The organism is Campylobacter sp. LMG 17559 (assembly GCF_024723605.1).
GTDB lineage: Bacteria > Campylobacterota > Campylobacteria > Campylobacterales > Campylobacteraceae > Campylobacter_D.
On record NZ_JANQCZ010000004.1, the window covers coordinates 56,891 to 81,797 of the forward strand.

The following is a 24,907-nucleotide window of genomic DNA, read 5'->3' on the forward strand; positions in this document are numbered from 1 at the left end:
AAATTTCAACTTTTCTTTAAAAAAGCACTAAAACAAAGATAAAACACAAAAGCTATACAAGCGCTAGCTATGATACAAGCTCCACTTGCAAGATTATAATAAAAACTCACAAAAAGCCCTATCACGCAAAAACTTATGCTCAAAAGTGTAGAGATGATCATCATTTGACCAAGCTTTTTAGAAAAACTCTCAGCGATAAATGCAGGTATGCTAAGCAAAGCTATCACAAGTATAAGTCCTACTACTTTGATGCTTATAACGATACAAAAAGCCATCATTGCGATTAAAAGATAATGAAAAAGATTAGTTTTAACCCCTCTTAAGCTTGCAAATTCTTTATCAAAGCTTAGAATTTCAAATTGACGATAAAAAAGCAATACTAAAATGATAAAAATCACATCAATCACTGCAAATAAAACTATATCTTGTGTAGGCACAGACAAAATACTACCAAATAAATACCCCATTAAATCACCATTATACCCAGGGGTTAAGTCTATGAGTATGATACCAACAGCCATTCCAAAAGCCCATATAACCCCGACTATATTGTCACTTCTAAAAGGATATTTTTGTACTAAAAACGCTACAAGCAAGGCTAAAAAAAGAGTAAATAAGCTCGTACTAACAAGTACTGGCAAACCAAAATAAAATGCTATACCTATGCCCCCAAAAGCCCCATGCGTAATACCTCCTGCCATAGAACTTAAGCGGTTGATCATGATCAAAGTCCCCATAATCCCACAAGCAATGCTAGTTAAAAATGCAGCCAAAAAAGCATTTTGTATAAAAGAGCTAGATAAAAGTTCAAGCATGGTTTTTTCCTTCACAGCAACATTGCTCCAAGCTAAGCTCCACATCACAAAAATGCGTGTGATTTTGGCTTAAATGCGCTAGTAAATGTGCCTTTTTTTCAGGGGTGTTTTCATGCAAGAATAATTCTTTGTTTAAATATGCGATTTTATTTGCATAAGCTAAGCTTACATTTAAATCATGGCATATTACTATCACACCAACCCCGCTTTCGTGTAATTTTTTCAAAAGCTCAAAAATCTGCACAGAGCCTTTAGTATCTATACTTGCAGTAGGCTCATCAAGGATTAAAAGCTTGCATTCGCTTGCTAGGGCTCTTGCTATATAAACTCTTTGTCTTTGACCTCCGCTTAGTTCGTTGATTTTTTTATCCCAAAAATTTCTCATACCTACTTTTTCTAAGGCTAGTAAGGCTTGCTCTTGATCTTTTTTGGTATAAAAACCAAAGAATTTTTTATCCACCCTTCCCATCATCACCACTTCTAGTACACGCACTGGAAAGTTTGGGTTTGCTAAAGTATTTTGTGGGACATAACCTATATCTTTTAAACTTAAGTTTTCAAAGTTTATGTTTTTATGACTATTTAGTAAGCCTAGTATGAGTTTTAAAAGTGTAGATTTACCTCCGCCATTTGGCCCTACTATGGCTAAAAAGTCTTTGCTTTCATAGTTTAGGTTGATATTTTTTAAAACCTCATCTTGGTTGTATGAAAAGTTTAAATTTTTAATATTGATTTTTATCATTGTAAAACGCTTGCTATATTTTTTGCATCTTTTAAAAGTTCATTTTCATAATCACTTGGCAAATGATCAAGTTCTATGATTTTAAGATTATAATTACTCGCCATAGCCTTAATAGTATTATTATTAGCTCCTTTAGGTACAAAAATAGCTTTTATTTGCTCTTTTTGTATGAGTTTTGCAAGCTTGGCTAAGTCTTTTGGCTTAGGTTCTTTTCCTTCTATTTCAACAGGAATTTGGCTTAGATGATATCTTTTTGCAAAATACCCCCAAGATGGATGATAGACTAGAAAATGCTTGTTTTTTACATTTTTAAATAAAGCTTGTATTTGTAAATTTAATGCATCCATTTCTTTTAAGAAATTTTCTAAATTTTGCTCATAAAATGCTTTGTTTTGTGGGTATTGTTCTATAAGTGCTAAAGTGATATTTTTAGCATGAGTTTTTGCTAAAAGTGGATCAAGCCATGTGTGAGGGTCATCTCCATGATGATGGTGTCCTTCATGCGCATGCTCTTGCAAAGGTATAAAATCAATGCCATTTTGAGTAGAGATGATTTTGGTATTTTTAAGATTATTTTTAAGTTTTAAAATCCAAATTTTTTCAAATTCTAAATTGGCTGTGAAGTAAATATCGCTTTTTTCAAGCTTTAAAATACCGCTTGGTTTAAATTCGAAAGTATGCTCATTTGCATTAGGTGGTATGACTATATTAATATCTAAAGTATCTTTGGCAATTTGCTTTACAAAGTAAGCTTGTGGGGCTATGCTAACACTTACCAAATCTTTAGCATATATACTTAAAAATGAAATCAAACACAAAAACAATACACGCATAATTTTCCTTTCTAAAAACAAAAAAATATTATACTATATTAGAAAAAATAAGGAGTGAAGATGAATTTATGGAATAAAAAAGCAAAAAGCTATGCAAGGTATAATCCTAGTTTAAACGAAATTCAAAAAGCTACTTTTGCAAAACTTGGATCTTTACAAGATAAAAGCGTGGTAGATATAGGTTGTGGGAGTGGTGTTTGGACTTTACATTTGGCACAAAAAGCAAAAAGTGTTTTGGGTGTAGACAGCTCTAGTGCTATGCTTGAAATTTTACAAGAAGATGCAAAAACTCATGCTATATCAAATGTAAAAACCCTAAATTTAGACTTTGAAAACTTTTATAAAAACAATAACACGAAATTTGACTTAGCCTTTTTGAGTATGTCTCCTACTTTACAAAATGAAAAAGACTATAAAGCTTTTTTAAGCTTAGCTTCTAAAAAAGTGTATTTAGGCTGGGCAAGTAGGCGCAAAAGTAGCTTTTTAGATCCTATATTTGAGCGTTTTAACACGCATTTTAAAGGTTTTTATGAAGAGGATTTACAAAGTTTTTTAAATGCGCAAAATATCTCTTATGAAAGTGAAGTTTTTAACGAAACTAGAGTGGTAAAAAGAGACAAAGATAGTGCGATAGAAAATGCTTTGTGGCATTTGAGTATGAATGGTATTAATGCAAACAAACAAGAGTTAGAAAGCTTTGTAAAAGATGAGGTAGAAGAGATTATAGAAGCTAAGATAAAACTTTTAATCATTAGCTAGTTATACTAGCTAAGATTGATTTTTGAAATTTCATCTTGAATTTTTAAAGTTTCATTTAAAGTTTGTATGATCAAGGTAAAATGTTTATGGTCTATGTCTTCTTCTTTGTGGCTTTTTAAGTATTTATCTAGCACAGCATAACCACCTATTTTAAACTCATAAATTTCAGGACTTACTTCGTTAAAATACAAACTTTCGTTTATAAAAAGCTCTTTTGTGTCTTTGTTGTATTTTATTTTTTGTATTTTGAAATTTTTATTTTTGACACTTTTAAACAAAGCTTCGCCCGCATTTGAATTTAACTCATCATCTTTTAATAAATGTAAATTTAAAAGCTTTAAACCTAGTTTGCTTAAATTTTTAAAAGTTTTTTTATTTTCTACAAAAGGAATTTTTGGAAAATCAATTTTTAAAAAATCAAGGTATTTTTCTCTATAGTTTTTATGAAAAAGCACAGCATAAACATAGCCTAGTATATCTTCAGGCGAGAATTTTTCTTTGTAAAGATCATCTATGAAAGTTCTAAAGCTTTCTTTGAAATTTTCTATTTTTGAGGTGAAATTTTCTTCATTGAAATTTGGATTTTCTTTTTTTAGGAATTTTTTACTTCTAGTTGTAGGGTAAAGATAGAGTGGGAAGATATTGTTTGGGCCATTACCTCCAGATGCTAATGCTTGATCTGTAATTGTTGTTGTTAAAAAACAATGATTCCATTCTGTTTTAGAATCTTTTAATTGTCTAGGAATGCTTAATCCTAAATTTTTTCCTTCTAAAAATGTTCCATTACTTCTCTCCTAGGCATACAATGAAAACCCTTTGATTGTCCTGTATAATAAGTCCAACGAATATCAAATGGACGATAGTGAATTTTCTTATAATTAAATGAATTATTTTGAGTATCTTTTAGTTCTTTTTGTGCGTATTCTATTTTCCAATCTCTAGAATCTTGTCCTAAATCAAATTCCTTTCTTGCACTTTCTATATCTAATGATAAAAATCTTTTAATTCTTGTTTTAAGATTTTCTAAAGATTCCAAGCTATTGGAATTTGATATTACAAATTTATCTCTACCGCTAACAATTCCTACACTTGAAAGCATAAAAATATCTTTTACGCTTATGCCTTTGTTGTATTCTTCTAATAAATCATTATTTTGTGGTAAGAAAAGATAAAAAGGCTCATTATTTTTAACCAAAGTCCATTTAATAGAATTTAAATCATTTTCATATAAAAATTCGTATTTGTCTTTTCTTTTGCCGTATAAATCATGATAATAAATCTTTGTATTTTTTGTTTTTGAATTTTGTTTTATAAAGATATTTATGCTCACACCTTGCATGATATCAAAGACATTATCATCTTTACTTCCATCTGGAGCTTTTTCTTTTTTATTGGTATCGCCATGTAAGTTAAGTATATAAATTTTATCAAAGCTTTGCATTAAAGAATATCTCATACCTCTAAAGGTAGGATTATCTAAAAAGCCATTATTTGAAATAAAAGCAAAAATTCCACTTTCTTGAGAGTCGATTTTACTTTGTGCAAAGCGTATAAATTTTACATAATCATCTAAAAGCCATTTTGGATTTTTTTCATTTTCTAGTTTGTGTTTTTCATATATAGCTTTAAAAGTACTTGTGTTTTGTTTGGATTTTTCTTTAAGATACGAGCTTATCCACTTTTTTTGTTCATCATTAAGATTTGCTTTGCTTGGTTCTAAACCATAGCTTATTTTGATCTCATCTTCATATAAGCCTTTGTTACTACTTGCTCCACTATAAGGTGGATTGCCTGTGATGATTAGAATTTGTTCTTCTTTTATCTTTTGGGCTTTTTTAAATTCGTTGGTTAAATCAGCAAGTGTAAAAAGTGTGTTTTGATTATCTTGTTCTTTGGATATGCTTTTAGAATACAAAGTATTTGTTAGTGCTATTTTAAGACTTTCATTGCCATTTAATGGAGAGCTAAATTCTTCTTTAAAGCTTTGAGAAAGTTTTAAGTGTGCTATGGTATAAGGTGCTATTAAAAATTCAAAACCGCAAAATTTATCTATCAAAGCTTTTGGATTATAATTAACGCTATTTTTATTTATAGGTTCTAAGGCTTTTCTAAAAGCTTCAAGTAAAAATGTACCAGTGCCTGTGGCAAAATCAAGCAAGGTTATATCTTTGTTTAAAGCTTCGCTTAATCCTTTTTTGTGATTGAAATCTTGTTTTAAAATTTCATCTATGGCATTTATGATGAAATTTACCACAGGCACAGGAGTATAATACACTCCCCTTACTTCTCTAAGCTTTGGATCATAGCTTGCTAAAAATGTTTCATAAAAGTGTAAATAAGGATCTTTGTGAGTAGATAAAATACTACGATTAAATAGATCTTTTTCACTAGTTTTGTTTAGTTCTTTTATAATACTTGTAATGTCTATGTGATTTATAATGTTTATAATTTCTTCCAAAAGCCATTTTATATTTTCTAAATTTTCAAAACTATCATCTAAAAATCCACTCATAGAACGAATCAATGGAAATGATTTTGGTATGAATTTTTTGGCATTGTTTAGATCTATTTCTTTTGCGGTATCGTTGTTTAATTTAGCTAAGAATAAGCTATAAGTTAGAGTTTGTGCAAAAGAATCACAAAATTCTTCATAGGATAATTCTTTATAAAGTGTTTCTTTGAAAGTGTTAAATAAACTTATCAGCACTTCATTTTCGATAGAAAGCAAAAGCTCATCTTTTAAAATTCTTGTTCTTAGGCTTAGATGATTTGCAAAATCTAAAGCTGAATTTATGGGATTTGGGATTTTGGTAAAAAATATACTAAAAAGCTCGTTTAACTCTTGCATTTTAGTATCTAGCAAAGATTGATTTTTAATAATGTTTTTTATCTCATCAAGAGAGCAAATTTTTACTTCTTTGCAAACAACGATCTCGTTTTTCTCATTTAAGCTTAATAATATAAATCTTAAATAATCTGTGAGAATGATATTTGGGCTTAATTTTGTGTATTTTAAAATTTGATCACTTTTTATGATGTTGTCAAGATTTGCATTTACTCTTTTATTTTCTATGTAGCCTAGTGTTAGAAAATCTTTTGTTATTAAAAAATCCGGAGCGCCTCTACCTTCTTTGTCATTGTTTGGTTCTTGTTTGATAGAGATTTTATTTTGCTTGTCTTGATTTTCTTTTATAGCTTGTAATAAATTTTGCAAAGCTGTTCTATGTGTGTGTTCTTTATCATTGATAGAAATATCTTTTATGTCTTCTAGATAAGCTTTTAGCATTAATTTCCTTTTAATTTGCAACTTTGAAATTTAAAGTTTTTCCTGCCATAAATGGCACTACATCGCCGTATTTTTGTGCTACTTGCCATTCTTGTTTTTCTAAAGTGATGATTTTATCTTTTTCAAATTTAAGATTATGGATTTTACAAGCATTATCTGAAATAAATTTTTGTAAATTTGCTTCATTTGAATGTATTTCAAAAAGTTCAGCTAAAACAGGCAATATAATAGGCGCACTAAATACTCCAGCTGCACACCCACAGCATTCTTTGGTATGTAATGGATGAGGTGCGCTATCGCTTCCAAACATAGCTTTTTCATAACCACTAAAAGCAAGCTCACATAAAGCGTCTTTGTCTTCATAGCGTTTTGCAATAGGTTTGCAAAATAAATGTGGATCCATCTTGCCACCCACTACATCATCAAGCGTTATCATCAAATGGTGTAAAGTGATGGTTGCGTATAAATTTTCATAATCTTTTAGTAAATCACACAAAATTTTAGTGGTAATATGCTCCATTACGATTTTTAATTTTGGAAAGTTTTTTGCCAGTTTTTCATAAATTTTAGCAAAATTTGCTTCTCTATCCATTACAAAATCATTTGTTTCTCCATGCACTAGCAAAGGTATGTTTAATTCACTCATAGCATTTAGTGTAGGTTTTAACTTTTCTATATCAAAGCTTGAAATTCCATTATCTGAGTTGGTAGTGATACCTGCAGGATAAAGCTTGATAGCAAAAAGCTCATCTTTAGCTTTTTCTAAAAATTTCTCATCATAGTCTTTAAAAAATAAAGTCATCAAAGGCGTAAAATCTTCATTTTTGCATGCTTTTAAAATGCGTTCTTTGTAAGCTTTTAATACATTTGTTTCGGTAAGCGGGGTGATTAAATTTGGCATGATAACCCCTGCTTTAAAGTCTTTTGCGCTAAATGGAGCTACAAGTTCAAGCATGCTTTCATCGCGTAAATGTAAATGCATATCCAAAGGGTTTTTAAGTGTCATTTTATCTCCTATTTGAGCTTATATAAGCCGTTTTTGAGCTTTTCAAGCAAAGCTTTTTCTTCTAAAAATTTAAAAGTAGAAATGATGGTAGGTTTACTGATGTTTAGTTGTTTAGAAAGCTCTTCTATGTTTGCAAAGACAAAACCATCATCATCAGCATGAAGGGCTAAAAATTCTAAAATTTCAAAGCGTTTTTTACCAAATATTTTTGCACATAGTATTTTTACTTTATCATCCATTCTCTAACCAAATCAAAAAGAATAAAACTCCAAGTAATTATAGCTAAAACCACGCTAAAAAACACCCCAGCGCTCGCACAATCTTTTGCCTTTTTAGCTAAGATGTGAAATTCGCTCGTGCAAAGATCCACACAAGCTTCTATGGCAGAATTTAGCGCTTCTACGATTAAAATTAGCACCAAAACAAATACAAGCACAAAATGCTCTAAAAAACTTACAGGCAAAAATAAGCTTGCAAAAATCAAAGGTAAAATAATGGCAAATTCTATCCTAAAAGCCATTTCATCTTGGAGTAAAAATTTAATTCCATTAAAGGCATAGCTTGCATTTTTAAATAAAGAATACTTTGGCTTCATTAAGGATTTTCCTTTAAATTTTTGCTAAATATATCATAATTTGCCTCATATTCTTTGCTATTTACACTAAAATACCCCAGCAAGCTTGAAAAAAGATTATCTTGAGAAAGTCTATAGTCTTTTTTGCTCTGCAAATCTTGGCTTAATTTGCTATCTTTACTCCAAAATATCATTGGTATATGTTTTTGTTCTTTTGGTGCTATTAAATAAGGCATACCATGAAGATAAATTCCATTTTCACCTAAACTTTCTCCATGATCTGATAAATAAAGCAAAGAAGCTTCTTTGGCAGGATTTTGCTTAAGCATATCTATAAGGCTTTTTATAATAAAGTCTGTATAAAGTAAAGTATTATCATAGGTGTTGATGATTTGTTCGTGTGAGCAGGTATTTAGCTCGTTTGTATCACATGTTGGCATAAATTTTTTAAATGCATTTGGATAACGTTTGTAGTAAGTTGGCCCATGTGAGCCTTGTAAATGTACAACGATGATTTTATTTGAATTTGTATTTTCAAGTTCTTGTTTTACAAGTTCAAGTAAGCTCTCATCGTAGTCTTTTGCAATGAGTTTGTGTTTTATACGATCGCAATTTCCTTTACAGCCCCCTGAGTTATTACCAAACCAAACACTTTGTACTCCAACATTTTGCAAGATATCTAAAACATTTTCTTCGTATAATCCATCTTCAAAATTTACTCTTTTGTGTCTTGAAAACATACAAGGCAAACTTCTTGCAGTAGCCGTTCCACATGAACTTACATCGCTAAAATATACTAAATTTGGTTCATTTTTGGTATAAAAATTAGTATCATTTGTGCTGTATCCACCTAAAGAATAATTACTCGCTCTAGCAGTTTCACCTATGACTAAAATCATAAGCTTAGTTGTATTGGTATCTTTTAAACTTGCATCATTTGAAATGATAGTTAGTTCTTTTTTACCTGCTAGTTTTTTCTTTGTAAATTCTATGCTTGAGTATATTGGATAAAATGGCAAATTATACATTCTAACGATATTGTGTGATCTTAAAAAAGGCAAAAGTGTTTTTGAACTAAGAGCTACTAAAGCAAAGCAAAATACCAAAGAAGTCAAAAATAATACACTTTTTTTGAAAAAATATCTTTGATAATCAATCTTAGTAAAAATCACAAGCAAACTAGGAAAAATCACAAAGACTAAAATATACAAAGCAAAGGAAAAATTAAAATAAGAAAAAAACTCTCTATTGTCTGTTTCAACGACATTTTGTATCATATGATCATCGATTAAAACCCCATAATTGCTAACAAAATAACTACAAATAGCACAAGTACTAAGTAAAAATATGCTTAAAATTTTGGTGATATAGGGAAAATATACCAAAGATAAAACACTCAAAACCAAGAAAAAATAAATTCCAAAAAACACACTAAAAAGCATAGTGTTTTGATCTATCTTTTCATATACAAACTCAAACAACGGGAAATTAAACGCCATGATAAAAATCGTATTAAGCAGGGTAAATTTTGTCCATGAAAGCTTTAGGTGCATTTTTTTCCTTTGGAATAAAATAAAAACTTAGTCTATTTGAATAAAATTAATAAATCACATATAAAATAGCAACAAAAGAAGATTGGTAAAGGTATTTTATGAAATTATTATCATGGAATGTAAATGGCCTAAGGGCAATTTGTGATAAAAACGCACTGGATTGGATTGAAAAAGAAGAAATCGATTTTATAGGTTTTCAAGAAATCAAAGCACATGAGGATAAATTTCCAAAAAGAATTTATGAGTATCCTTTTAAACATATGTATTCAAATAGCGCTAAAAGAGCAGGGTATTCTGGTGTAATGAGTTTGTGTAATTTTGATAGTGAAGTCAAAAAATGTGAATTTTTTGATGATGATGAGGGTAGGGTTTTAGAACATAGTTTTAAAAATGTAGTTTTGTTTAATATTTACTTTCCAAATGGTCAAAAAGATGAAGAGCGTTTGAGCTTTAAAATGAAATTTTATAATGATTTTTTAGTGTATTTAGATAAACTTTTAAAAGAAGGTAAAGAAATTATTATCTGTGGAGATGTAAATACTGCTCACCGTGAGATAGATTTAACCCACCCAAAAGCTAATGAAAAGACTTCAGGCTTTTTGCCGATTGAGCGTGCTTGGATAGATGATTTATTAAAATTAGGCTTTATAGATACTTTTAGGCATATAAATGGTGATATTAAAGAAAAGTATTCGTGGTGGAGCTATAGAATGAAAGCAAGAGAAAGAAATGTAGGCTGGAGGATTGATTATTTTTTCATTTCTAATGGCTTAAAGGATAAGCTCAAAAATGCCTTTATAAGAGATGATATTTTTGGTTCAGATCATGCTCCTGTAGGGATAGAAATAGATATTTAAGGCATTTTTTGATGTCTTAAATAATTATTAAGTAAAAATTGCTATAATTTTGTCTTCAAACTGCAAATTGGCCCATTCGTCTAGCGGTTAGGACATCGCCCTTTCACGGCGGTAACACGAGTTCGAGTCTCGTATGGGTCACCACTCTATATTTTTCTCCACAGTATTATTTTTTTCATTTTTTATCAAAATTCATCTATTTATTTATAATTATTTATTATTTTGTAAATATATATTTATATTAAGTTAATTTTAAATTAATAATTATTAATATTCCAAATCTTTTGTTTAATTTCATTAAATTTATTTTGACTTCACACTTGTTTTTTAAAATATACAAAAAGGAGGGGCAAAATGTATAAAGTTAAAAACAAAAATGAGTTAATGAATTTGGTGCACAATGAAAGAATTTCTCTAAGAGATATTGATGTTTCTTTGATAGAAGATTTTTCATTCGTTTTTTATTGTTCTACTAGAAAAGATTTTTTGGGTATTGAGCGTTGGGATGTATCTAAGGCTAAAGATATGTCTTATATGTTTTATTGTTGTGAAAGTTTTAATGCAGACTTATCACGCTGGGATGTTTCAAATGTCGAAAATATGGCAAGTATGTTTTTTAACTGCAAAAATTTCAACAAAGACTTATCAAGATGGAATACACAAAATTTAAAAGATATGTCTTATATGTTTTTTAATTGTGTTAAATTTAATCATTCTTTATTGCACTGGAAAACCTCTAATGTAATCAGAATGGCACATTGTTTTGAAAACTGCCATGCGTATGAGCATAATGTGGCAAGCTGGGATGTGCAAAATGTAATTACCATGGCCTATCTTTTCCATAATTGTAAAAATTTTCACCACGAGCTAGATGAGTGGAATATCCAAAGAGATTGTAATACTGATAAAATGTTTGGAAATCGTGGTATTGATAAACTTTATGCTGTAAAAGGCGTGGAGTTAAAATAATCAAATTCACACATTTTTTGTGTGAATTTTTCTTTTATTTCTTTAAGTTTTTCATCAAGTTTTTGTACTAAACTTATCTTTTAAAAGTGCTATTTTATAGTGCTTAGAGATTATTTTTTAGGAAAATTTCCATGAGAATAAAATTTATTATAAAAAGAGATAAAAGCCAAGTTACATTTGATATTTTTAAAATTAAAAATGCTATTTTCAAAGCCAATATAAATTCCACAGATGAAAAATTAAATAATGATTTTTTAGATAAACTTTGTGATGAGGTTGTGGCTTTACTGGATGAAAAACACATACAAGTAGAACAAATTCAAGATAAAGTTGAAGAAGTTTTAATCAAAAATGCCTTAGTCAATACTGCAAAATCTTATATTTTATATCGCCAAAAAAGAACACAAATTCGCAATGGTAGCTATGATTTGCTAAGTTTATATGATGATTTAACTTTTAAAGATTCTAAAGAAGCTGATTTAAAAAGAGAAAATGCAAATATTAATTCAGATAGCGCTATGGGTATGATGTTAAAATATGGCTCAGAAGGTGCAAAATACTATGTAGATGAGTGTATTTTGCCAAAACATATCGCAAATGCGCACAAAAACGGCGATATACACATACACGATAAAGACTTTTATATGCTAACGCAAACTTGCTGTCAAATAGACTTATTAAAGCTTTTTGAAAATGGCTTTAGCACAGGACATGGAAGCTTGCGTGAGCCAAATGATATCAGATCTTACGCTTCTTTAGCTTGCATTACCTTGCAGGCTAATCAAAATGAAATGCATGGAGGCCAGTCTATACCCAATTTTGATTTTGCTATGGCAAAAGGCGTGGCAAAGACTTTTCAAAAAGAGTATAAAAAGGCTATAAATGCTTTTTTTGAAATAAAATTAGAGCAAAGTTTAGATGAGCAATGCTTTAAAAATGCTAATTTTCAAGCTTCAAGTGAAAAAGAATGCTTCAAAGAGCTTTTAAGGCTTGATTTAAATAGTGATGAGAATTTTTTAAAACAAGCAAATGCTTATGCTTATAAAAGAGCATTAAAGCAAACCCAAGATGCGACTTTTCAAGCTATGGAAGCTTTAGTGCATAATCTTAATACTATGAACTCAAGAGCAGGAGCCCAAGTGCCTTTTAGTACGCTAAATTATGGTACCGATACATCTTTTGAAGGGCAAATGGTGATAGAAAATTTACTAAAAGCTACGATGAGAGGTTTAGGAAATGGCGAAACGCCAATTTTCCCTGTGCAAATTTTTAAAGTAAAAGAAGGTATTAACTATAATGAAGCGGATCCAAACTATAAGCTTTTTAAGCTTGCTATAGAGTGTGCTTCTAAAAGACTTTTTCCAAATTTTAGCTTTTTAGATGCGAGTTTTAACGCAAAATACTATAAAAAGGGCGATTATAATAGTGAAGTAGCTTATATGGGTTGTAGAACTAGAGTTATGGCAAATGTTTATGATGAGAGCAAAGAAATCACAAGTGGCAGGGGAAATTTGAGCTTTACAAGTATAAACCTTGTGCGTTTAGCCATAGAAGCTAAAGGAAATTTAGAGCTTTTTTACTCACTTTTAAAAGAAAAATTAGAACTTGTGTATGAGCAATTACTTCATAGATATAAAATTCAAAGTCTAAAAAAGGTTAAAAATTTCCCATTTTTAATGGGCGAGGGAATTTGGATAGATTCAGATTCTTTAAAAGAAAATGATAGCGTAGAAAAAGTTATCGCACATGGGACTTTGGCTATAGGTTATATAGGACTTTGTGAGAGTTTAATAGCTTTGATAGGTTCTCATCATGGACAAAGCCAAGAAGCAAGAGAGTTTGGCTTGCAAATCGTGCGTTTTATGCGTGAATTTGTCGATGAAAAAGCACTCAAAGATAAGCTTAATTTTTCACTCATAGCTACCCCAGCTGAGGGTTTAAGTGGAAGATTTTTAAAACTAGATCAAAAAAAATACGGCATTTTAAAAGGCATAACCGATAAAGATTTTTATACCAATTCTTTTCATATTCCTGTAGATTTTCCTATTAGCATATATGAAAAAATTCAAATAGAAGCTCCATATCATGAGCTAAATAATGGCGGGCATATTACTTATGTAGAATTAAATGGCGATGTGAGTAAGAATTTAGAAAGTTTTGAACGCATTATAAAATGTATGAAAGAAAGCAATATAGGCTATGGCTCGATTAATTTCCCGCTAGATAGGGATCCAGTGTGTGGTTATAGTGGTGTGATAGATGAGTTTTGTCCAAAGTGCCATAGAAAAGAAGATGATATTAAATTCGAACGCATAAGAAGAATCACAGGCTATTTAGTAGGAACGCTTGATCGTTTTAATGACGCTAAAAAAGCTGAAGTTCATGCAAGAATTAAACACGATTTTTCTTAGATTAGCTGGTGTTATAAAAGAATCCATAGTCGATGGCTATGGTTTGCGTTATGTGATTTTTACTCAAGGTTGCCCTCATCATTGCAAAGGCTGTCATAACCCACAAACGCACGATTTTAACAAAGGATATTTGCAAGATTTAGCAAGTTTGTATAATGAGATTTGTAAAAATCCTTTGCTTCAAGGTGTTACTTTTAGTGGTGGAGAGCCTTTTATGCAAGCAAAAAAATTAAGCATTCTAGCAAAACACATTAAGGCTTTAGGACTTGATCTTACCATATATACAGGCTTTACTTATGAAGAGCTATTAGAAGAAAAATCAAAAAAAGAATTACTTATCTTAGCTGATGTTTTGATAGATGGGAAGTTTATTTTAGAGCAAAAAGACTTATCTTTAAAATTTAAAGGTAGTAAAAATCAACGCATTATCGATGTAGCAAAAAGCTTAGAGCAAGGCAAAGTAATACTTTTTGAAAAATAAAGACTCATTTAGTCTTTTTTAATTTAACTATGTTAGAATGTTATAAAATTTAAAAAAGGAGAACAATATGTTTGAATTAAGAAAACTACCTTATGAAGCAGACGCTTTTGGAGACTTTTTAAGTGCAGAAACTTTTGCATTTCATCATGGCAAACACCATCAAACTTATGTAAACAACCTAAACAATCTTATCAAAGATACTGAATTTGCGGGAAAAGATTTAGTTTATATTATACAAAATTCAAATGGTGGAGTTTTTAACAACGCTGCTCAAGTATATAATCATGACTTTTATTTTGATTGCATTAAGCCAAAAACATGCTGTGGCTGTGGCTGTTCTTTGAGTGCTGAGTTTAAAGCAGCAGTTGAAAAAGACTTCGGCTCTATGGAAAATTTAAAAGAAGAATTTATCAAAGGAGCTACAGGGGTATTTGGTTCTGGTTGGTTCTGGTTAGTTTATAACACTCAAAATCAAAAATTAGAACTGGTAGCTACAAGCAATGCTGCTACACCTATTACTGAAGGTAAAGTTCCGCTTTTAGTAGTTGATGTATGGGAGCATGCTTACTATGTAGATCACCGCAATGCGCGCCCTGCGTATTTAGAAAAATTCTACGCGCACATTAACTGGGAATTTGTAGCAAAAGCTTATGAATGGGCTATTAAAGAAGGCATGAACTCAGTAAGCTTCTATGCAAACGAACTTCACCCTGTAAAATAATCAAGTTTTTTTAAGAAAAACCCCGTAAAATAGACTAAATACAAAAATTAGGAGGTTTTATGGAGGTTTTTCTTTCTGTCGTGGCTACTTTATTTTGTGTATTTTTAGTAGCCTATTTTATTCTTAAAAAATACAATCCTATCTTTACTTTTTTTCTCTCAGGTATTATTATCTTAATCATCATTTCTTTAGCAACTGGCGAGTCTGTGCTAAAACAAAGCTTAGGAAATCCTGTTTTTGATGTCTTTGGTTTTGTAACTCAAACTTTTAAGACAAATTTAGCTGGTGTGGGGCTTATTATAATGTCTGTTGCAGGTTTTGCAGCCTATATGAAGCACATTAATGCTTCGGCAAAGTTAGCTTTTGTAGCAAATAAACCGCTAGGCAAGATTAAAAATAAATACCTAGTTTTAAGTGGAACTTTTGTAGTGGGCATGGCTTTAAAAATAGTTATTTCAAGTTACACAGGATTGTTACTTTTGTTGCTTGCTTCGATTTATCCTGTTTTAATCGCCATAGGAATTCGTCCTATTACTGCTGTATCGGTTTTATCATTAATTGCACTTGATTATGGTCCTAAAGATGGCAATTCTATAAATTTAGCAGATATGGTAGGCATTGAAAATGTTGTTGCTATGTTTTTTGAATACCAAATTTATCCTGTTATAGCTTATGTTGTTGTGATAGCTTTGCTTATTCCGTTTTATTATAGTTATATGGATAAAAAAGACTTAGCAAAAGGCGTTGTGGATAATATCGAACACATGGAAATAAAAAACCCAAATTGTCCTTTATTTTATATTTTCTTACCTTGGCTTCCTATAGTGTTTTTATTTGGTGCTTATTTTGCAAATTTATATGGATATAAAGTGAAGCTAGATGTGGTGAGCGCCAATTTTTTAAGTATAAGTTTGGTTTTTATTTTAGAGTATGTTAGACATAAAGATGCAAAAAAACTTGCAGATGATTTGATGGTGATACTAAAAGCTATGGCAGAAATTTTTGTAAGTGTTGTTTGTATTATCATTGCAGCTTCTATTTTTGCAGAAGGTATTAAAGCGTTAAAAGGTATAGAACATTTAGCCTTAGCAGTTTCTTCTATGGGGGCTTCTGCTGTGTTGCTTACTATTATAGTTTTAAGCTTTATTGTGTATTTTGCAAGTGTGATTATGGGTAGTGGGATTGCTGCTTTTAATGCTTTTGGAAGACTTGCTCCAGATATTGCTCAAAAACTAGGGATTAATCCTATCTCACTAGCTTTGCCACTTGAGATTGCTTCTTGTTTGGGGCGTGCTGCCTCGCCAATATCGGGTGGAATTTTAGCCTTAGCAGGCTTTGCAAAATTAGATCCTATAGCCATTGTTAAAAGATCTACTCCTATGTTGCTTGTAGGAATGGCTTTAAATATCCTAATAGCTTGGTATTTTGCATAAATTTAGAGTGATGGCTTTTAAGCTATCACTCTAAAACAACCCCTTCATTTAGCACAACTTCGCCTATTACATAAGCGTCTGAGCTTTCTAAAACTTTTCCTACATTAGATGGATCTACCACCATAACTAAACCCACACCCATATTAAAGCTTCTATACATTTCAGCCTCTTCTACACTTTGGCCTATTTGGTAAAAAATTTCAGGAGTTTTTAGATGATGTTTTCTGATGATTGCGCCTATTCCTCTTGGGAAAACTCTAGGTAAATTTTCCACCAATCCACCACCTGTTATATGAGCTAGTGCATTAATGAATGGTTTTAATTTTAAAAAGTCTTTTACATAAATTCTTGTAGGTTCAAGTAAAATATCGATTAAATTTTTACCATTTATTTTATCATCAAACTTAAGCTTTTGTGCTTCAAATAGCACTTTTCTAGCTAAAGAATATCCATTAGAATGAAGCCCGCTACTAGGCAAAGCTAGTAAAATATCTCCATTTTTTACAAAATTTCTTCTATCGATTTCATCTTTTTCGGCCATACCCACTGAAAAACCTGCTAAGTCAAAATCATTGCTATGATACATTCCAGGCATTTCAGCGGTTTCTCCGCCTATTAAGGCACAATTTGCTTTTTTACAACCATTAGCAATCCCTGCTACGACTTTTTTAGCAACTTCTACATCTAATTTTGCAGTTGCATAATAGTCTAAAAAAAACAAAGGCGTAGCAAAATTACAAATTAAATCATTCACACACATTGCTACTAAATCTTCACCTATGGTGTCAAATTTTTGACTATCAATAGCAAGGCGCAACTTTGTACCTACGCCATCAGTTGCTGCTAGCATAACAGGATTTTTAAAACCACTTGGCATAGCAAAAGCACCCGAAAAAGAGCCTATGCCACCTAAAACATTTTCATTAAAAGTTTCTTTTACTAAAGGCTTGATTGCTTCTACAAAAGCATTGCCATTGTCTATACTTACGCCCGCATCTTCATAGCTTATATTCATTTATCTTCCTTTAAGAATTTAAAAGGTATTTTAACTAAAAATGTTTTAAGGCTAAATTATGCAAAATGCTTATTTTGTAACTTCAAATATAGCGGGTGGAAAGTCAAGCTTTATAAAAATAGTTCAAAATTTGGGTTTTGATACTTTAAGCGCAGATGTGATAGCTCATGAGCTTTTAAATGAAAATGCAAATTCCATAGCTAAGCTTTTTGATAACGATGATTTAATCATAGCGGGAAAAATAGATAGAAAAAAACTTGGAGCTATTGTATTTAATGACTTAAATGCTAAAAAAAAGCTAGAAGATTTTTTACATCCTAAAATCAAAGAAGTTATTTTACAAAAAGCTCAAATTTTAGATAAAAAAAACAAGGCTTTTTTTATAGAACTGCCTTTATTTTTTGAAAACAATCACTATCAAAATTTAGGAAAAAGTATATTAATTTATACTCCAAAAGAACTTTTGCTTCAAAGACTAATGCAAAGAGATAATTTAGATGAAAACGAAGCTTTAAAAAGAATTAATTTACAACTTGATATAGAAGAAAAACTAAAAAAAGCAGATTTTGTGATAAAAAATACCTCAGGTTATGAAAATTTTGAGAAAAATGTGCTAAATTTTTTAAAACACACTTTAAAGGTTGAAAAATGAAATTTTACAAGTACTGTGCTAGCGGGAATGATTTTGTGGTGTTTGCAGATAGTGAAAAAAAAGATCGTAGCGAATTAGCTAAAATTCTTTGTAATCGTTATGAAGGCATAGGCGCTGATGGGCTTATAGTAGTTGTGCCTCATGATAGATATGATTTTGAATGGGAATTTTATAATTGTGATGGGAGCAAGGCAAGTATGTGCGGTAATGGCTCACGCGCAGCAGCTCATTTTGCTCATCATTATTTAAAAAAGTCTCAATATTTAAATTTCTTAACCGGCGCAGGACTTATAAAATCTTTTGTTGATGATGATATAGTTGAAATCAAACTTAGCGGGGTAAAGGATATTAAAGAAGCTTTTGAGTATAAAGGTAGAATTTGGCAAGGCTGTAATACTGGTGTCCCGCATATAGTAACCTTTGTTGATGATTTAAACGAATTTGATGTAAATTTATGCAAAGAAGTGCGTAAAAGATACAATGCAAATGTTAACTTTGCCAAAGTAGAAGATGATGAATTTATAAGAGTTAGAACTTATGAACGTGGAGTAGAAGATGAGACTTTAGCTTGTGGTACGGGTATGGGGGCTTGTTTTTATCTAGCGTATTTAAATCAAGAGGTAAAAGATGATATTTTGGTAAAGCCAAAAAGTAATGAAAGTTTGTATTTTAGATTAGAAGAGGATCAAATATTTTTTAGAGGAAAGGTAAAGTGCTGTTTTGAAGCTGATTATAATTTTACTTAGTAGTGTTTTATTTTTAAAAGCTGAATTTATAGCAGGTTTTGATGAGCAATATTATGCTTTAAGTGTAAAAGAAAAGCGTGAAGTTTTTATCAAAAAAATTAATGCTTTATTGGATGTTTCTTTTAAAGAGATAGAAAAGGAAAAAGAATTTATAGAATTTTTCTTTAAAGAGGCTATAAAGAATAATTTTAGAAAGCTAAATACTAATGCTGTACAAAAACTATGGTCTTTGAAAGAAAAATACCGTGTTAAAAATTTATATGATCACAAAGAATATCAAATGCGTATCCAAAAGGTTCCAAAGTCTTTAGCTATAGCTCAAGCTATTATTGAAAGTGCAACTGGTACAAGTCGCTTTGCTAAAGAGGCAAATAATTTATTTGGAGAATGGACTTGGGGTGAAAAAGGTTTAGTGCCAAAGGAAAGAGGCGAGGGTAAAACTCACAAAATTCGTATATTTGATAGCTTGCAAGAAAGTGTGGATTCGTACTTGCTTAATTTAAATCGTCACGATGCTTATAAGGAATTTAGAGCTTGGCGGTGGGATGCTATAAATCAAAATGAAAAACTTGATGGTAAAGAAGCGGCAAGTCATTTAGAAAAATATTCAGAGATTAAAAGTAATTACACTAAGCTTATTTTATCTATCATCGAGCAATATAAGCTTGATGAGTTAGATTAATTACCCAAGGCCCACTCATCAAAAGGTAAAATCATCACGCGCACCCCCTCAACGAAAAACTCATCTCTTTGTGAAAGCGTGATGATATAAATAGTCGAAAGTGCAAGTTGATTTTTACTAAGGATTTTTTTGACTTTTAAGCTAAGTAAATCTTTATCTTTAAAGGGTGAGCATAAAAATGCATTTTTAAGACTTGGTAAGTAAAAATCAAAATGCTTAGTATAAAAAATTTCTTGTTTAAATTTAAACAACTCACTTAAAATTAAATTTTCAAACAAAGTACTAAAGTCTTTTTGTATGCTTAGAGAATTTTTTAGTGAAAAGTCCCAAAAATATACTTTTTTTAAATTCTTTTCAAGATTTTTTACAAAATACAAAGTGTAGTTTGATTCTAGTTTTTCTATGCTTTTATATAAGGTATCTTTGGAAATTTTTATACTATTTTTTAGAGTTTTTAATAGTCCATTAACGCTAAATTCATTCCCAAGTTCTAAGGCGATTTGTTTGAGCATGGTAAGCTCTAATGGGGTATAAAAGCTTTTTAAGTATGATGAGTTTGTGTTAAGGTTGTGATTTAAAATCACATTGCGTCCTGTATGTAAAAAATAACTTACCATGGTTTTGGTATCAGCATATTTTTTGTTTAGGCTTAAAAATTCTTCAAAGTCTAAATAATCTAAATGAAGTTCTTCAAACTGATCTAAGCAAAAATTACTATCACAAACGCTTATTATGATTTGTAAATTAAGGTGTTTTAAACTAGCAAAGTCAAAATCATGAGTAAAGTTACAAAGTGCTAAAAATTTAATCTGTGGATTATAAGTTAAAAACGAATTTAAATTTATTAAAGCATTTGCTTGAAATTTTAAATCATCACAATCAATAAAGAGTATATTTTCACTTTTATACAAAGATAAAAAATTTAAAATCAAATTTTTCTTACCACTTGCAAAACCACCTTTTATGATGATGTTTTTATGGGTTTGGATTTGAATTTTTCTTTCATCAAATTTTTGAAATTTTGGGTAATTATCGTAAAAAAATTGTAGTGATTTCATAGATTTCTTTATACTAAATGGTGGAGCATAGCGGGTTCGAACCGCTGACCCCAACGCTGCCAGCGTTGTGCTCTCCCAGCTGAGCTAATGCCCCTTTAGATTTTGAAATCATACTATATTTTTTCTTAGATTTTCTTAATGCATAAAAAATCTTGTAAAATTTATAAAATTTAATTTTTATCCTTTCTAAAAGGAAAATAATTAAAAAAAATGCATAAATTTCTTGACATAGCAAAGTATGTTTTTATATAATCTCAACATCATTTTATATGGTGGTTAGATTCTTATGGGTCTAACGAGTTCTTTACAAAGGAAAAAATATGGAAAGAATCAGGCTTAAGCTAAAAGCTTATGACCACAGAGTTCTAGATCGCACAGTTGCAGCAATTGTAGAAGCTGTTAAAAGAACAGGTGCTGACATCAGAGGTCCAGTGCCAATGCCTACAAAAATCAAAAGATACACAGTTTTGAAATCTCCACACATCAATAAAGATTCACGCGAACAATTTGAGATGAGAATTCATGCTCGTATGCTTGATATTGTAGCAGCTACTCCAGATACAGTAGATTCACTCACTAAGCTTGACTTGGCTCCAGAGGTCAATGTTGAAGTAAGAGCTATGGGTAAATAAGGATAGAATATGGAATACATTGTAGAAAAAATTGGTATGAGTAGAACAATCAGCACACCAAGCATTCCTGTAACCTTACTTAAACTTGTTCAAACTAAAGTATGTGAAGTAGAAAATGGAAAAGCTTTGGTTGCTTATGTAAAAGGCAAAGCAAATAATAAATGCATTGCGGGTCAGCAAAAAAAATACAATCTTTCAGCTGAATATAATAGATTTGCTTCTTTAGAAGTAGCAAACACAGAAGCAGGCGATATTGATCTTAATCCTTTAAAAGAAGCTTCTATTTTAAAAGTAAGCTTTAATTCTAAAGGTAGAGGTTATAGTGGGGTTGTTAAAAGACACGGATTTGCCGGAGGTCCTGCAAGTCACGGTTCAAGATTCCACAGACGTCACGGATCAATCGGTAACCGCGAATGGCCAGGTCGTGTTCAACCAGGTATGAAAATGGCAGGTCATTATGGTAATGTAAAAGTTACTGTTAAAAATGAAGTAGTTTCATTTGATGAAGAAAATGGCATCTTAGTAGTAAAAGGTGCAGTACCAGGATTTAATGGTGCTATGGGTAAAATAAGGATTGCAAAATGAGTAAAGTAACTGTTTTAAATGATAAATTTGAAAAAGCTAGTGAACTCGATCTTCCAGCAAAATATGCAGAAGTTAATCCTCACAACCTTTATTTATATGTAAAATCTTATCTTGCTAGCCTTAGAGCAAACACAGCTCATACTAAAGGTAGAAGCGATGTAAGCGGTGGTGGTAAAAAACCATGGAGACAAAAAGGTCGTGGTGGTGCAAGAGCAGGTTCAACAAGAACGAATGTTTGGGTTGGTGGTGCTGTGGCATTTGGTCCTACAAACAATCGTAACTATTTCCAAAAAGTTAATAAAAAACAAAAACGCTTAGCGCTTGAAAGAGCATTGGCTGATAAAGCACAAAACAATGCATTATTCTCAGTAGATAGTTTAAGCATTGAAAGCGGTAAAACAAAAGATGCAAATGCAGTTATTAAAAAGCTTGGTTTAAAAGATGCTTTAATTGTAAAAGATTTACTAGATGAAAAAACACTTCTTGCTTTTAGAAACTTAGCAAATTGCTATGTAGTTGATATTAGCGAAGTAAATGCTTATTTAGTATCTGTATTTAATGCTGTTATCATTGAAAAAGCAGCGCTTGAATCTATCGTAAAAGAGGGTTAAAATGGCAGATATTACTGATATAAAAACAATACTTTACACTGAAAAAAGCTTAAACCTTCAAGAGCAAGGTGTTGTAGTTATTCAAACTTCTCCAAAAATGACTAAAAATGGTCTAAAAGAAGTTTTAAGAGAATATTTTGGTGTAACTCCAGTAAGAATTAATTCTTTAAAAATGGATGGAAAAGTAAAGCGTTTTAGAGGTCGTGAAGGTCAAAGAAATAGCTTTAAAAAATTCTATGTTAAGCTACCAGAAGGTGTGAGCTTAGAAAGTTCGGAGGCATAAGATGGCAATTAAAACTTATAAACCATATACTCCAAGTAGAAGATACATCACAGGTGTAAGCTCTGATGATATCACAGCAAAAGCTAGTGTACGTTCATTACTTGTAAAACTTCCAGCTCATGCAGGTCGTAACAATAATGGTAGAATCACAAGCCGTCATAAAGAAGCAGGTGCTAAAAAACTTTACAGAATTATAGATTTTAAAAGAAGAAAATTTGGTATTGAAGGTAAAGTTGAAGCAATCGAGTACGATCCATACAGAAATTGTCGTATTGCATTAATCTCTTATAGAGATGGTGAAAAAAGATACATCTTACAACCAAAAGGTTTAAGCGTTGGTGATGTTATTTGTGCTGCTGAAAGCGGACTTGACATTAAACCAGGTAATGCAATGAAATTAAGAAATATCCCAGTGGGTACTATCGTACACAATATCGAGTTAAAACCAGGCAAAGGCGGTCAAATGATCCGTTCAGCAGGTGCTTATGCTCAATTAATGGGTAAAGAAGAAAAATACGTTATCTTAAGACTTGCAAGTGGTGAAATGAGACAAGTTTTAGCTGAATGTATGGCAAGTATCGGTGAAGTTGGTAATGAAGAATGGTCAAATGTGACTATCGGTAAAGCTGGTAGAAATCGCCATAGAGGTATTCGTCCTCAAACAAGAGGTTCTGCGATGAACCCAGTTGATCACCCGCACGGTGGGGGTGAAGGTAAGAAAAATTCAGGCCGTCATCCAGTTACTCCATGGGGTAAACCAACTAAAGGTGCTAAAACTCGCCGTAAAAAAGCTAGCGATAAGCTAATAATTTCAAGAAGAAAAGGAAAGTAAGATGGCTAGGTCACTAAAAAAAGGTCCTTTTGTTGATGACCATGTAATGAAAAAAGTCATCGCTGCTAAAAAAGCTAACGATGGTAAGCCAATTAAAACTTGGTCAAGACGCAGCACTATTATACCTGATATGATAGGTTTAACTTTTAATGTTCATAATGGAAAAAGCTTTATCCCAGTATATGTTACTGAAAATCATATCGGTTACAAATTAGGTGAATTTGCACCTACTAGAACATTTAAGGGTCACAAAGGCTCTGTTCAGAAAAAAATAGGTAAGTAAGGGAGATTTATGAGTAGAGCATTAATTAAATTCATAAGATTATCTCCAACTAAAGCGAGATTGATTGCTAGAGAAGTTCAAGGTATGAATGCAGAGCTTGCATTAGCTAGTTTGAAATTTATGCCAAATAAAGGTGCTAAATTTATAGCAAATGCTATTTCAAGTGCTGTAGCAAATGGCGGATTTGAAGCAAATGAAGTTGTTGTTTCAAGTTGTCGTGTTGATGCTGGTGCGGTTTTAAAAAGATTTAGACCAAGAGCTAGAGGAAGTGCTAGTCGTATTAGAAAGCCAACTTCACACATTTTGGTAGAAGTTAGTAAAGTAGAAGCAAGTGCTGAAAAAACTACAAAAGCTAAAAAAGCATCAGTGAAAAAGGAAAGCTAATATGGGACAAAAAGTAAATCCGATTGGTTTAAGACTAGGAATTAATAGAAACTGGGAATCAAGATGGTTTCCTACAAAAGCTAATTTAGCAGAAAATATTGGTGAAGATTATAAAATCAGAACTTTCTTAAAAAGAAAACTTTATTATGCAGGAATTAGCCAAATTCTTGTAGAAAGAACAGCGAAAAAATTAAGAGTAACTGTTGTAGCTGCAAGACCAGGGATTATTATTGGTAAAAAAGGTAGTGATGTTGATATTTTAAGAAAAGAACTTCAAGATTTAATCAAAAAAGAAGTTAATATCAATATCAAAGAAGAAAGAAAAGCAGGTGCTTCAGCTCAGCTTGCAGCTGAAAGTGTTGCTACTCAACTTGAAAAAAGAATTGCTTTTAGAAGAGCAATGAAAAAAGTAATTCAAGGAGCGCAAAAAGCAGGTGCTAAAGGGATTAAAGTTTCAGTTTCAGGCCGTTTAGGTGGTGCTGAAATGGCAAGAACTGAATGGTACTTAGAAGGTCGTGTTCCACTTCACACTTTAAGAGCAAAAATCGATTATGGTTTTGCAGAAGCACATACTACTTATGGAAACATAGGTATTAAAGTATGGATCTTCAAAGGTGAAGTTTTACAAAAGGGTGTTCAACCTGAAAAAACCGAAGAAAACGCTCCAGCTAAAAAAACTAGAAGAGCAAGAAGAGGTAAATAAT

The 24,907-nt window shown here is 31.2% G+C and carries 29 protein-coding genes and 2 tRNA genes; 19 read left to right on the forward strand and 12 right to left on the reverse strand.

The window, feature by feature from the left end:
• Positions 1–5: 5 nt before the first annotated feature.
• From CAMP5082_RS02940 to CAMP5082_RS02950, 3 genes are read right to left on the reverse strand one after another with little or no spacing between them, the layout of a single operon-like run.
• On the reverse strand, positions 6–815 hold the full coding sequence (locus CAMP5082_RS02940) for a metal ABC transporter permease (RefSeq protein WP_263663698.1): 810 nt from the start codon (positions 813–815) through the stop codon (positions 6–8).
• Entirely contained in the window at positions 808–1,557 is a 750-nt protein-coding gene (locus CAMP5082_RS02945; RefSeq protein WP_039627659.1) for a metal ABC transporter ATP-binding protein, read from the reverse strand. The genes CAMP5082_RS02940 and CAMP5082_RS02945 overlap by 8 nt, the downstream gene beginning before the upstream one ends.
• Positions 1,554–2,390: a metal ABC transporter solute-binding protein, Zn/Mn family gene (locus CAMP5082_RS02950; RefSeq protein WP_337205868.1), complete on the reverse strand. Its 837-nt coding sequence runs from the start codon at positions 2,388–2,390 to the stop codon at positions 1,554–1,556. Before CAMP5082_RS02950 ends, CAMP5082_RS02945 begins: the two co-directional genes overlap by 4 nt.
• A 60-nt stretch (positions 2,391–2,450) precedes the next feature.
• Here CAMP5082_RS02950 and CAMP5082_RS02955 point away from each other — a divergent pair, with 60 nt between their 5' ends.
• A complete protein-coding gene (locus tag CAMP5082_RS02955; protein ID WP_337205869.1) occupies positions 2,451–3,149 on the forward strand; it encodes a class I SAM-dependent methyltransferase in 699 nt (232 codons plus the stop codon).
• A gap of 5 nt (positions 3,150–3,154) precedes the next feature.
• On the opposite strand, the gene CAMP5082_RS02960 is transcribed toward CAMP5082_RS02955, so the two are convergent.
• Genes CAMP5082_RS02960 through CAMP5082_RS02985 form a run of 6 tightly spaced genes read right to left on the reverse strand, consistent with a single transcriptional unit; the run spans position 3,155 to position 9,568 of the window.
• Positions 3,155–3,895, reverse strand: coding sequence for a type ISP restriction/modification enzyme (locus CAMP5082_RS02960; RefSeq protein ID WP_337205913.1), 741 nt, complete (start codon positions 3,893–3,895; stop codon positions 3,155–3,157).
• Positions 3,896–3,918: 23 nt separating this feature from the next.
• Positions 3,919–6,435, reverse strand: a complete 2,517-nt coding sequence (locus CAMP5082_RS02965) for a type ISP restriction/modification enzyme (RefSeq protein WP_337205870.1) — start codon at positions 6,433–6,435, stop codon at positions 3,919–3,921.
• 10 nt (positions 6,436–6,445) lie between these two features.
• Positions 6,446–7,441 carry a dihydroorotase gene (gene pyrC, locus CAMP5082_RS02970; RefSeq protein WP_337205871.1) on the reverse strand — a complete coding sequence of 332 codons (996 nt, stop codon included), beginning with the start codon at positions 7,439–7,441 and terminating at the stop codon, positions 6,446–6,448.
• Between the two features lie 8 nt (positions 7,442–7,449).
• Positions 7,450–7,680 (reverse strand): helix-turn-helix domain-containing protein, encoded by a 231-nt coding sequence (locus CAMP5082_RS02975; protein ID WP_337205872.1) that lies wholly within the window; start codon positions 7,678–7,680, stop codon positions 7,450–7,452.
• Positions 7,665–8,036: a diacylglycerol kinase gene (locus CAMP5082_RS02980; protein WP_047207846.1), complete on the reverse strand. Its 372-nt coding sequence runs from the start codon at positions 8,034–8,036 to the stop codon at positions 7,665–7,667. Before CAMP5082_RS02980 ends, CAMP5082_RS02975 begins: the two co-directional genes overlap by 16 nt.
• Positions 8,036–9,568: a phosphoethanolamine transferase gene (locus CAMP5082_RS02985; protein ID WP_337205873.1), complete on the reverse strand. Its 1,533-nt coding sequence runs from the start codon at positions 9,566–9,568 to the stop codon at positions 8,036–8,038. Before CAMP5082_RS02985 ends, CAMP5082_RS02980 begins: the two co-directional genes overlap by 1 nt.
• 98 nt (positions 9,569–9,666) lie before the next feature.
• Between CAMP5082_RS02985 and CAMP5082_RS02990 the strand changes: the two genes are divergently transcribed.
• From CAMP5082_RS02990 to dcuC, 7 genes are all read left to right on the forward strand, one after another.
• Entirely contained in the window at positions 9,667–10,425 is a 759-nt protein-coding gene (locus tag CAMP5082_RS02990) for an exodeoxyribonuclease III (RefSeq protein ID WP_337205874.1), read from the forward strand.
• A gap of 69 nt (positions 10,426–10,494) precedes the next feature.
• A tRNA-Glu gene (locus CAMP5082_RS02995) sits at positions 10,495–10,569 on the forward strand.
• Positions 10,570–10,779: 210 nt separating this feature from the next.
• Positions 10,780–11,394: a BspA family leucine-rich repeat surface protein gene (locus CAMP5082_RS03000; protein WP_263702415.1), complete on the forward strand. Its 615-nt coding sequence runs from the start codon at positions 10,780–10,782 to the stop codon at positions 11,392–11,394.
• A 131-nt stretch (positions 11,395–11,525) separates the two neighbouring features.
• Entirely contained in the window at positions 11,526–13,805 is a 2,280-nt protein-coding gene (locus CAMP5082_RS03005; protein WP_337205875.1) for an anaerobic ribonucleoside triphosphate reductase, read from the forward strand.
• Positions 13,777–14,286 (forward strand): anaerobic ribonucleoside-triphosphate reductase activating protein, encoded by a 510-nt coding sequence (gene nrdG, locus CAMP5082_RS03010; RefSeq protein WP_337205876.1) that lies wholly within the window; start codon positions 13,777–13,779, stop codon positions 14,284–14,286. Before CAMP5082_RS03005 ends, nrdG begins: the two co-directional genes overlap by 29 nt.
• Before the next feature lie 67 nt (positions 14,287–14,353).
• Positions 14,354–15,007, forward strand: coding sequence for a superoxide dismutase [Fe] (gene sodB / locus CAMP5082_RS03015; RefSeq protein WP_263706970.1), 654 nt, complete (start codon positions 14,354–14,356; stop codon positions 15,005–15,007).
• 59 nt (positions 15,008–15,066) lie between these two features.
• Entirely contained in the window at positions 15,067–16,440 is a 1,374-nt protein-coding gene (dcuC, locus tag CAMP5082_RS03020) for a C4-dicarboxylate transporter DcuC (RefSeq protein WP_263663713.1), read from the forward strand.
• A gap of 25 nt (positions 16,441–16,465) precedes the next feature.
• Here the strand turns inward: dcuC and purM are convergent, their stop codons facing one another.
• Positions 16,466–17,455, reverse strand: a complete 990-nt coding sequence (purM, locus tag CAMP5082_RS03025; protein WP_263663714.1) for a phosphoribosylformylglycinamidine cyclo-ligase — start codon at positions 17,453–17,455, stop codon at positions 16,466–16,468.
• A 58-nt stretch (positions 17,456–17,513) separates the two neighbouring features.
• On the opposite strand from purM, the gene coaE reads away from it, so the two are divergent.
• Genes coaE through CAMP5082_RS03040 form a run of 3 tightly spaced genes read left to right on the forward strand, consistent with a single transcriptional unit; the run spans position 17,514 to position 19,535 of the window.
• A complete protein-coding gene (coaE, locus tag CAMP5082_RS03030; RefSeq protein ID WP_337205877.1) occupies positions 17,514–18,107 on the forward strand; it encodes a dephospho-CoA kinase in 594 nt (197 codons plus the stop codon).
• A complete protein-coding gene (gene dapF / locus CAMP5082_RS03035) occupies positions 18,104–18,853 on the forward strand; it encodes a diaminopimelate epimerase (protein WP_263679251.1) in 750 nt (249 codons plus the stop codon). The genes coaE and dapF overlap by 4 nt, the downstream gene beginning before the upstream one ends.
• On the forward strand, positions 18,828–19,535 hold the full coding sequence (locus CAMP5082_RS03040; protein WP_337205878.1) for a glucosaminidase domain-containing protein: 708 nt from the start codon (positions 18,828–18,830) through the stop codon (positions 19,533–19,535). Before dapF ends, CAMP5082_RS03040 begins: the two co-directional genes overlap by 26 nt.
• Here CAMP5082_RS03040 and CAMP5082_RS03045 read toward each other — a convergent pair.
• Together CAMP5082_RS03045 and CAMP5082_RS03050 are read right to left on the reverse strand one after the other, a co-directional pair.
• A complete protein-coding gene (locus tag CAMP5082_RS03045; RefSeq protein ID WP_337205879.1) occupies positions 19,532–20,593 on the reverse strand; it encodes an ATP-binding protein in 1,062 nt (353 codons plus the stop codon). The two genes, CAMP5082_RS03040 and CAMP5082_RS03045, sit on opposite strands and share 4 nt — an antisense overlap.
• An 18-nt stretch (positions 20,594–20,611) precedes the next feature.
• Positions 20,612–20,687, reverse strand: a tRNA-Ala gene (locus CAMP5082_RS03050).
• Positions 20,688–20,913: 226 nt separating this feature from the next.
• Between CAMP5082_RS03050 and rpsJ the strand changes: the two genes are divergently transcribed.
• The 8 genes from rpsJ to rpsC are packed head-to-tail and all read left to right on the forward strand — an operon-like array spanning position 20,914 to position 24,906.
• The gene (gene rpsJ, locus CAMP5082_RS03055) at positions 20,914–21,225 is read left to right on the forward strand and encodes a 30S ribosomal protein S10 (RefSeq protein ID WP_012660810.1); all 312 of its coding nucleotides are present in this window, start codon (positions 20,914–20,916) and stop codon (positions 21,223–21,225) included.
• A 9-nt stretch (positions 21,226–21,234) separates the two neighbouring features.
• Positions 21,235–21,810 (forward strand): 50S ribosomal protein L3, encoded by a 576-nt coding sequence (gene rplC / locus CAMP5082_RS03060; RefSeq protein ID WP_012660811.1) that lies wholly within the window; start codon positions 21,235–21,237, stop codon positions 21,808–21,810.
• Positions 21,807–22,421 (forward strand): 50S ribosomal protein L4, encoded by a 615-nt coding sequence (gene rplD / locus CAMP5082_RS03065; RefSeq protein ID WP_039617137.1) that lies wholly within the window; start codon positions 21,807–21,809, stop codon positions 22,419–22,421. Before rplC ends, rplD begins: the two co-directional genes overlap by 4 nt.
• A 1-nt stretch (position 22,422) precedes the next feature.
• Positions 22,423–22,704 carry a 50S ribosomal protein L23 gene (locus CAMP5082_RS03070; RefSeq protein WP_039617139.1) on the forward strand — a complete coding sequence of 94 codons (282 nt, stop codon included), beginning with the start codon at positions 22,423–22,425 and terminating at the stop codon, positions 22,702–22,704.
• Position 22,705: 1 nt separating this feature from the next.
• A complete protein-coding gene (rplB, locus tag CAMP5082_RS03075; RefSeq protein WP_039625087.1) occupies positions 22,706–23,536 on the forward strand; it encodes a 50S ribosomal protein L2 in 831 nt (276 codons plus the stop codon).
• Position 23,537: 1 nt separating this feature from the next.
• A complete protein-coding gene (gene rpsS, locus CAMP5082_RS03080; RefSeq protein ID WP_039617142.1) occupies positions 23,538–23,819 on the forward strand; it encodes a 30S ribosomal protein S19 in 282 nt (93 codons plus the stop codon).
• Between the two features lie 9 nt (positions 23,820–23,828).
• Complete coding sequence (gene rplV, locus CAMP5082_RS03085; RefSeq protein ID WP_039617143.1) at positions 23,829–24,203, forward strand: 50S ribosomal protein L22; 375 nt, start codon at positions 23,829–23,831, stop codon at positions 24,201–24,203.
• Position 24,204: 1 nt separating this feature from the next.
• Positions 24,205–24,906 (forward strand): 30S ribosomal protein S3, encoded by a 702-nt coding sequence (rpsC, locus tag CAMP5082_RS03090; RefSeq protein WP_039617145.1) that lies wholly within the window; start codon positions 24,205–24,207, stop codon positions 24,904–24,906.
• Position 24,907: the final 1 nt, after the last annotated feature.

Bases quoted from the DNA above. Each gene is read 5' to 3' on its own strand.
- CAMP5082_RS02975 (WP_337205872.1), bottom strand. From the start codon at position 7,680: ATGGATGATAAAGTAAAAATACTATGTGCAAAAATATTTGGTAAAAAA.
- CAMP5082_RS02940 (WP_263663698.1), bottom strand. From the start codon at position 815: ATGCTTGAACTTTTATCTAGCTCTTTTATACAAAATGCTTTTTTGGCT.
- rplD (WP_039617137.1), top strand. From the start codon at position 21,807: ATGAGTAAAGTAACTGTTTTAAATGATAAATTTGAAAAAGCTAGTGAA.
- dcuC (WP_263663713.1), top strand. From the start codon at position 15,067: ATGGAGGTTTTTCTTTCTGTCGTGGCTACTTTATTTTGTGTATTTTTA.
- pyrC (WP_337205871.1), bottom strand. From the start codon at position 7,441: ATGACACTTAAAAACCCTTTGGATATGCATTTACATTTACGCGATGAA.
- nrdG (WP_337205876.1), top strand. From the start codon at position 13,777: ATGCAAGAATTAAACACGATTTTTCTTAGATTAGCTGGTGTTATAAAA.
- CAMP5082_RS02950 (WP_337205868.1), bottom strand. From the start codon at position 2,390: ATGCGTGTATTGTTTTTGTGTTTGATTTCATTTTTAAGTATATATGCT.
- CAMP5082_RS03045 (WP_337205879.1), bottom strand. From the start codon at position 20,593: ATGAAATCACTACAATTTTTTTACGATAATTACCCAAAATTTCAAAAA.
- dapF (WP_263679251.1), top strand. From the start codon at position 18,104: ATGAAATTTTACAAGTACTGTGCTAGCGGGAATGATTTTGTGGTGTTT.
- CAMP5082_RS03005 (WP_337205875.1), top strand. From the start codon at position 11,526: ATGAGAATAAAATTTATTATAAAAAGAGATAAAAGCCAAGTTACATTT.
- rpsC (WP_039617145.1), top strand. From the start codon at position 24,205: ATGGGACAAAAAGTAAATCCGATTGGTTTAAGACTAGGAATTAATAGA.
- rpsS (WP_039617142.1), top strand. From the start codon at position 23,538: ATGGCTAGGTCACTAAAAAAAGGTCCTTTTGTTGATGACCATGTAATG.
- CAMP5082_RS02985 (WP_337205873.1), bottom strand. From the start codon at position 9,568: ATGCACCTAAAGCTTTCATGGACAAAATTTACCCTGCTTAATACGATT.
- coaE (WP_337205877.1), top strand. From the start codon at position 17,514: ATGCAAAATGCTTATTTTGTAACTTCAAATATAGCGGGTGGAAAGTCA.
- rpsJ (WP_012660810.1), top strand. From the start codon at position 20,914: ATGGAAAGAATCAGGCTTAAGCTAAAAGCTTATGACCACAGAGTTCTA.
- CAMP5082_RS02945 (WP_039627659.1), bottom strand. From the start codon at position 1,557: ATGATAAAAATCAATATTAAAAATTTAAACTTTTCATACAACCAAGAT.
- rplC (WP_012660811.1), top strand. From the start codon at position 21,235: ATGGAATACATTGTAGAAAAAATTGGTATGAGTAGAACAATCAGCACA.
- purM (WP_263663714.1), bottom strand. From the start codon at position 17,455: ATGAATATAAGCTATGAAGATGCGGGCGTAAGTATAGACAATGGCAAT.
- CAMP5082_RS03000 (WP_263702415.1), top strand. From the start codon at position 10,780: ATGTATAAAGTTAAAAACAAAAATGAGTTAATGAATTTGGTGCACAAT.
- CAMP5082_RS02990 (WP_337205874.1), top strand. From the start codon at position 9,667: ATGAAATTATTATCATGGAATGTAAATGGCCTAAGGGCAATTTGTGAT.
- rplV (WP_039617143.1), top strand. From the start codon at position 23,829: ATGAGTAGAGCATTAATTAAATTCATAAGATTATCTCCAACTAAAGCG.
- CAMP5082_RS02955 (WP_337205869.1), top strand. From the start codon at position 2,451: ATGAATTTATGGAATAAAAAAGCAAAAAGCTATGCAAGGTATAATCCT.
- sodB (WP_263706970.1), top strand. From the start codon at position 14,354: ATGTTTGAATTAAGAAAACTACCTTATGAAGCAGACGCTTTTGGAGAC.
- CAMP5082_RS03070 (WP_039617139.1), top strand. From the start codon at position 22,423: ATGGCAGATATTACTGATATAAAAACAATACTTTACACTGAAAAAAGC.
- CAMP5082_RS02980 (WP_047207846.1), bottom strand. From the start codon at position 8,036: ATGAAGCCAAAGTATTCTTTATTTAAAAATGCAAGCTATGCCTTTAAT.
- CAMP5082_RS02965 (WP_337205870.1), bottom strand. From the start codon at position 6,435: ATGCTAAAAGCTTATCTAGAAGACATAAAAGATATTTCTATCAATGAT.
- rplB (WP_039625087.1), top strand. From the start codon at position 22,706: ATGGCAATTAAAACTTATAAACCATATACTCCAAGTAGAAGATACATC.